The sequence below is a fragment of the Exiguobacterium sp. s83 genome (assembly GCF_018617095.1).
Taxonomy (GTDB): Bacteria; Bacillota; Bacilli; order Exiguobacteriales; family Exiguobacteriaceae; genus Exiguobacterium; species Exiguobacterium profundum.
This window is the reverse complement of record NZ_JACSJP010000009.1, coordinates 1-5,761: the sequence shown is the minus strand read 5'-3', so window position 1 is coordinate 5,761 and position 5,761 is coordinate 1. Positions and strand designations below refer to the sequence as shown.

Here is a 5,761-nt window from a genome sequence, read left to right as displayed (position 1 = left end):
CCACTTTCTTTTTTTTACACTTTTTTAGGCCTGGAGTTGTACCCAAGTCCGGCTGAAGGGGACGGACTCGAAATCCGTTAGGAGTCGCAAGGCTCGCGTGGGTTCGAATCCCACCAACTCCGCTTTCAATCGGGCATCTGCAGAGGCAGATGCATTTTTTGTATCCACAGACATAAGCGCTGTGGATTTTTTTATGCACAAAAAAGAAGGATCACGCTGTCGTTGGCGCAATCCTTCTATTGATTATCTCACTTTTGCTTCGCGCGCAATCGTGAGTTGCTTTTCGATTTTCTCAAGAATGAGTTCAACTGAATCAGGGTCGTTGATGAGGTCGTACTCTTCAATCGAGAGACGCAATACCGGACACAGGTTGAAGTTGTTGATCCATTCTGTGTAGCGGGCGTACATTTCTTCCCAATAAGCGATTGGTGTTTGCTGCTCCATCTCGCGACCGCGCATCTGAATGCGTTCGAGTACTTGTTCGAACGAACCTTCGAGATAGATTAATAGATCCGGGTGCGGGAAGAACGGTGTCAACACCATTGCCTCGAACAAACTAGAATACGTTTCGTAGTCTGTTGGTGACATCGTCCCTTTTTCATAGTGCATCTTGGCGAAGATGCCTGTATCTTCATAGATTGAACGATCTTGGATGAAGCCGCCACCGTATTGGAAGATTTTCTTCTGTTCTTTAAAACGTTCTGCCAAGAAGTAAATTTGAAGATGGAAGCTCCAACGTTCGAAATCATGATAGAATTTATCGAGGTAAGGGTTGGTATCTACTTTTTCGAGAGACGTTCGGAAATTCAATGCATCGGCTAACGAATTGGTGATCGTTGATTTCCCGATCCCAACCATTCCACCGATTGTAATGATCGTATCGTTCGGGATGTTATATTTATCAATCAGCTTCATTTTATTTGGGCTCCTTTAGTTAATTCTAATTCACGCTCAATCGTTTTTAGGACATGAGTCAAGTCGTCCGGATTGTGTACAAAGTCGAGTTCATCCCCACTGAACGAGAGAATCTTCACTTCTGGATGGGCCGCGCGATATGATTCAACAAACGTCTCATAGTCGTGAGCAAGTTGTTCGAGGTAATCACGAGACATATTCTCTTCCACTTCACGTCCACGCAAGGCGACTCGTTTCATTAATGTCTCAATGCTGGCATGTAAGTAAATGACGACATCAGGTTTCGGCATATCATGTGTCAAAATCTTATAAATCTGCTCGTACTTGTTCAAGTGTGCCGGTTTCAGCGAACGGTGAGCAAAAATCAAGTTTTTGAAAATATGATAGTCCGAAACGACGGATTGTTGCTGACTCAAGTGGTGTTTGTGAATATCATCCAACTGCTTGAATCGATTGCACAAGAAGAACATTTCCGTTTGGAAACTCCATTCTTCGATATCTTCATAAAACTTGCCGAGAAATGGGTTCTCTTCTACAATTTCATTCAGCATCTGCATCGAGAAATGCTGACTGATGATATGGGCCAGTGATGTTTTCCCGACACCAATCGGTCCTTCTACCGTTATAAACATATGATGTCATCCTCCATTATCCAAAGTGCAAGTTCCATTCTAGCACACAATACGAGCGATATGGCGAGGGATTTGATTTTCATTTTTTTTCATAGTTTTAAATAAGAAATGAGGTGAATCGATGGAACGTGATGAGCGATTTATGCAATTGGCCATCGAAGAAGCAAAGAAAGCAGAAGCCATTGGCGAGGTGCCGATTGGTTGTGTGATCGTGAAGGGAGACCAGGTGATCGCAACGGGGCACAATCGTCGTGAGACGGATCGATTGGCGGCAGCACACGCCGAGCTGATTGCGATTGAAACGGCCAATGAGACACTAGGGAATTGGCGATTAGAAGACTGCGAACTATACGTTACCCTTGAACCGTGTCCGATGTGTGCGGGCGCAATCGTGTTGTCTCGCGTGAAACGTGTCATTTTCGGTGCCCACGACCCGAAAGGTGGATGTTGTGGGACGTTGATGAACTTGGTGCAGGATGAGCGGTTCAATCACCAAGCCGAAGTGACAGAAAATGTTTTAGCAGAAGAATGTGGACAGCTCCTGACAGATTTCTTCCGAGCGCTTCGAGAAAGGAAGAAACAAGAACGACTCAATCAGAGAGGTTGCAACCCAATCGATTAAACAGTATAATGTAATAGCACTCGAGGTAGTGCCTAATTTCATTTACCCATTTGCCGTGCTAGGTGGGGAGGTAGCGGTGCCCTGTCACTCGCAATCCGCTGTAGCGAGACTGAATCCCGATTCGAGGGAGTGCGCTGGTGTGGTCTGCCTTATGTAAGTGGCGTTGACGTCTGAGTCCTGCGCAACGGTCACCCATGAACCAGGTCAGGTCCGGAAGGAAGCAGCCTTAAGTGGTGACGTACCGTGTGCCGCAGGGGTGCTTGGGCTGAGCAAACTGCATGAGTAACGCATGTTGACGTGCTTTCAGAAATCGGTGCGCGGCAGATTTATTTTATAACTTCAATCTATGGCCCCCGGGCTGTAGATTTTTTTGTATGATGAGATAGAGAAGAACAGTAGGGAAGGAGGCGAACTCATGGCGTATCAAGCGTTATATCGTGTATATCGACCTCAATCGTTTCAAGAGGTCGTCGGTCAAGTCCATATCACACGTACGATTCAAAATGCTCTGTTAGAGGAGCGGATGTCACATGCGTACCTATTTTCCGGCCCACGTGGAACGGGGAAGACGAGTTTGGCGAAAATCATCGCCAAGGCAATCAACTGTGAAAGTGCGCCGACACGTGAACCATGTAACACCTGTCCGACGTGTATCACCATCACGGAAGGGACAAGTCCCGACGTGTTTGAAATTGATGCCGCATCGAACAACGGAGTTGACGAAATTCGGGAGATTCGAGACAAAGTCAAATATCCGCCGTCCCAAGGGCGTTACAAAGTATACATCATTGATGAAGTGCATATGTTATCGACCGGTGCATTCAACGCGTTGTTAAAGACGCTTGAGGAACCACCGGCACATGCGATATTCATCTTGGCTACAACAGAACCACATAAAATTCCGGCCACGATCATTTCCCGCTGTCAGCGATTCGATGTCAAACGACATGAAGTGAGTCAATTGCAAACGCGGATGGCCTATATTTTGAACGACCAAGACCATGACTACGATCCGGAAGCGTTGAAACTCATCGCACGTGCTGCCGATGGCGGGATGCGAGATGCCCTTAGCTTACTTGATCAGGCGCTCGCATTCAGTGATGGGCGGTTGACGGAAGAAGCGGTGTTAGAAGTCACGGGTGCCGTGACGGATGAAACGTTGCTCGACATGGCGTATGGTCTCCAGCGAAAAGAGTTAAATGCCATTTTGAGTACGCTTGAATTGATGTTACGTGAAGGGAAGGACTTGAAACGTTTCATCGAAGATTTAGTGTTCGTTCATCGGGATGCGTTACTCTTGAAAGCATCTCCACAAGCAGCTGACTTATTGGAACGTGCTCGTCCGACTGACGAGTTTCGTCAGTTCGTCGAAGCGACTTCAACGGATGAATTGTTCCAAGTGATTGAAGAGCTCAATGATTGCCAACAGCAGATGAGGTTATCTAACCATCCGAAAGTGTTGGTGGAGTTAACATTCATCCGGATCGCGGAACAAGGCCGTACAATTAGTGAGCAAATGACACAACTACAAGATCAAGTGCGTGAACTGAGCCGTGAATTAAATGAAGTGAAGAAGAATGGTGTTGTCGTGACAGGTGGAGAAGCAGAAAAGCCGAAGCCTGCTCCGAAACGGGCACAAATCCGGGTGCCTAAAGAACGGATTCGCCAACTCTTGCAACGGGCCGAACGGCAGCATTTGAATGCGATTCGCGACAGCTGGGGAGATATCATGACGAATATTCGGATACAAGACGGTCCGATTTTCGCTCTCTTCTATGAAAGTGAAGCTGTCCTTTGTGCAAGTGACACCTTACTGGTACAATTTAAAGATGGAATGACATGGCACTATGAGCAAGTGAGTTCGAATGGTCGTACGCGCGATGTGATTGAACAGGCGTTATTCGAAGTGACGGGGATTCGTCGCGAAATCATGGCGGTGCTTGAGACGGATTGGAATGAACTAAAAAATGAGTTCATCCTTCAAAAACAGGCAGAACGAACGGAACAAGTCGAAGAGCCGGAAACCGAGGATCCGCTAGTCGCACAGGCGATGGAACGTTTTGGCGATGTCGTTGAAATCGAGGAAACATAAGGGAGGCGCTCTGAATGCGTGGAATGGGAAACATGAACAACATGATGAAACAGATGCAAAAGATGCAAAAAGATATGGCGAAAGCTCAAGAGGAATTAAAAGAGTTATCGGTTGAAGGAACTGCGGGAGGCGGCATGGTGAAAGTTGTCGTCAGCGGTCATAAAGAAGTCTTAGATGTCATTATTGCGGAAGACGTTGTCGATCCGGACGATGTGGATATGTTACAAGATCTCGTCTTAGCAGCAATCAATGATGCAATGAAACAAGCGGATCAGCTTGTGAATGATAAGATGGGACGTTTCACACAAGGGATGAACCTCCCAGGCTTTTAAGTGAAGAAAGGATCGATGCGAGTTGCAATACCCTGAAGCCATTGGACGATTGATTGAGAGTTTTACGAAGTTACCTGGGATTGGACCGAAAACTGCGGTACGTTTAGCATTCCATGTATTAGATATGGAAGAAGATGATGTGTTGACGTTCGCGAAATCTCTTGTGAGTGCGAAACGTGACATAAAGTATTGTACCGTGTGTGGCCACATCACGGATATTGACCCGTGTGCAATCTGCAAAGACTCACATCGGGATGAAACGGTAGTTTGTGTGGTTCAAGACTCAAGAGACGTGATTGCTATGGAGAAGATGCGGGAGTACAGAGGGAAGTATCATGTTCTTCATGGAGCCATTAGTCCAATGGAAGGGATTGGTCCAGAGGATATTAATGTTTCAAGTTTGCTGACACGTTTACAAGAGAACGAGTCGATTCAAGAAGTGATTTTAGCGACCAACCCGAACATTGAAGGGGAAGCGACTTCGATGTATTTATCGAGACTACTCAAACCGACGGGAATTCGCGTGACGCGTCTTGCCCATGGTTTACCAGTCGGTGGAGATTTGGAGTATGCGGATGAAGTGACATTATCTCGGGCGATGGAAGGTAGAAGAGAACTATGAAATGGTTTCGTAAGTCGTTAAGAGATGATTATGATCAACGACTACTGACTGAGTTGCTAGAAGCTAAGGCTAAGTTTGAATCGAAACGTCGGATTCTTGAAGTCAGCATAGAGGACACGGGAGAGCTAGCTGCTCAAGTGAAGCAAGCGGAAGCTCTCTACTTCTTCTATTTGAAAGAAGCAAAGAAGCGAAATGTTTCGTTATCGTCTCTTCGTTCTTAAGGCGACGCCAATGGCGCGCCTTCTTTATTTTTAGTCCTATATAATGAAAGAAAAAAATCTTTTTGGTTGAACAAATGAAGTTTTTATATATTTCTCTAATCTTTTTAACAAAAAGGGTTGCGCGGTTATTATTTTACTGATATATTAATAGACGTCGCCGAGATAAGCGACGAAGAAAACAAAAAATATTTTTAAAAAGTGGTTGACCTTTTGTTCTCCACTTGGTAAGATATTTAAGTCGCCAAGAGCGGCAGACGAACTTTGAAAACTGAACGATGAGGCAAAAATAAGTTTTACCATTTTTGAATGAAGCGCAAGCTTCGTC

The 5,761-nt window shown here is 45.7% G+C and carries 8 protein-coding genes, 1 tRNA gene and 1 other RNA gene; 7 read left to right on the top strand and 3 right to left on the bottom strand.

The annotated features are described in order from the left end of the window. Positions 1 to 32 precede the first annotated feature (32 nt). Positions 33 to 122: transfer RNA gene (locus tag KNO73_RS14720), tRNA-Ser, on the top strand. 121 nt (positions 123 to 243) lie between these two features. Here the strand turns inward: KNO73_RS14720 and KNO73_RS14715 are convergent. Further along, positions 244 to 915, bottom strand: a complete 672-nt coding sequence (locus tag KNO73_RS14715) for a deoxynucleoside kinase (RefSeq protein ID WP_012727758.1) — start codon at positions 913 to 915, stop codon at positions 244 to 246. Further along, positions 912 to 1,547 carry a deoxynucleoside kinase gene (locus KNO73_RS14710; protein ID WP_012727757.1) on the bottom strand — a complete coding sequence of 212 codons (636 nt, stop codon included), beginning with the start codon at positions 1,545 to 1,547 and terminating at the stop codon, positions 912 to 914. The genes KNO73_RS14715 and KNO73_RS14710 overlap by 4 nt, the downstream gene beginning before the upstream one ends. 121 nt (positions 1,548 to 1,668) lie before the next feature. On the opposite strand from KNO73_RS14710, the gene tadA reads away from it, so the two are divergent. The 6 genes from tadA (at position 1,669) to KNO73_RS14680 (ending at position 5,436) form a co-directional block, all read left to right on the top strand. Beyond that, on the top strand, positions 1,669 to 2,169 hold the full coding sequence (gene tadA / locus KNO73_RS14705) for a tRNA adenosine(34) deaminase TadA (protein ID WP_074035279.1): 501 nt from the start codon (positions 1,669 to 1,671) through the stop codon (positions 2,167 to 2,169). Positions 2,170 to 2,222: 53 nt separating this feature from the next. Further along, positions 2,223 to 2,490: signal recognition particle sRNA large type (ffs, locus tag KNO73_RS14700), an RNA gene on the top strand. A 94-nt stretch (positions 2,491 to 2,584) separates the two neighbouring features. Continuing rightward, complete coding sequence (gene dnaX, locus KNO73_RS14695; protein ID WP_215112696.1) at positions 2,585 to 4,261, top strand: DNA polymerase III subunit gamma/tau; 1,677 nt, start codon at positions 2,585 to 2,587, stop codon at positions 4,259 to 4,261. Between the two features lie 14 nt (positions 4,262 to 4,275). Next, positions 4,276 to 4,593 (top strand): YbaB/EbfC family nucleoid-associated protein, encoded by a 318-nt coding sequence (locus KNO73_RS14690; RefSeq protein ID WP_012727754.1) that lies wholly within the window; start codon positions 4,276 to 4,278, stop codon positions 4,591 to 4,593. A 22-nt stretch (positions 4,594 to 4,615) separates the two neighbouring features. Next, positions 4,616 to 5,215, top strand: coding sequence for a recombination mediator RecR (gene recR, locus KNO73_RS14685; RefSeq protein ID WP_012727753.1), 600 nt, complete (start codon positions 4,616 to 4,618; stop codon positions 5,213 to 5,215). Next, complete coding sequence (locus KNO73_RS14680) at positions 5,212 to 5,436, top strand: YaaL family protein (protein ID WP_031424056.1); 225 nt, start codon at positions 5,212 to 5,214, stop codon at positions 5,434 to 5,436. Before recR ends, KNO73_RS14680 begins: the two co-directional genes overlap by 4 nt. Positions 5,437 to 5,580: 144 nt before the next feature. Here the strand turns inward: KNO73_RS14680 and KNO73_RS14675 are convergent. Further along, the coding region (locus KNO73_RS14675; RefSeq protein WP_215112695.1) for a hypothetical protein at positions 5,581 to 5,761 on the bottom strand (181 nt) is incomplete at its 5' end.

Coding starts and splice junctions, on each gene's coding strand:
- KNO73_RS14715 (WP_012727758.1), bottom strand. CDS start 915: ATGAAGCTGATTGATAAATATAACATCCCGAACGATACGATCATTACA.
- KNO73_RS14710 (WP_012727757.1), bottom strand. CDS start 1,547: ATGTTTATAACGGTAGAAGGACCGATTGGTGTCGGGAAAACATCACTG.
- tadA (WP_074035279.1), top strand. CDS start 1,669: ATGGAACGTGATGAGCGATTTATGCAATTGGCCATCGAAGAAGCAAAG.
- dnaX (WP_215112696.1), top strand. CDS start 2,585: ATGGCGTATCAAGCGTTATATCGTGTATATCGACCTCAATCGTTTCAA.
- KNO73_RS14690 (WP_012727754.1), top strand. CDS start 4,276: ATGCGTGGAATGGGAAACATGAACAACATGATGAAACAGATGCAAAAG.
- KNO73_RS14680 (WP_031424056.1), top strand. CDS start 5,212: ATGAAATGGTTTCGTAAGTCGTTAAGAGATGATTATGATCAACGACTA.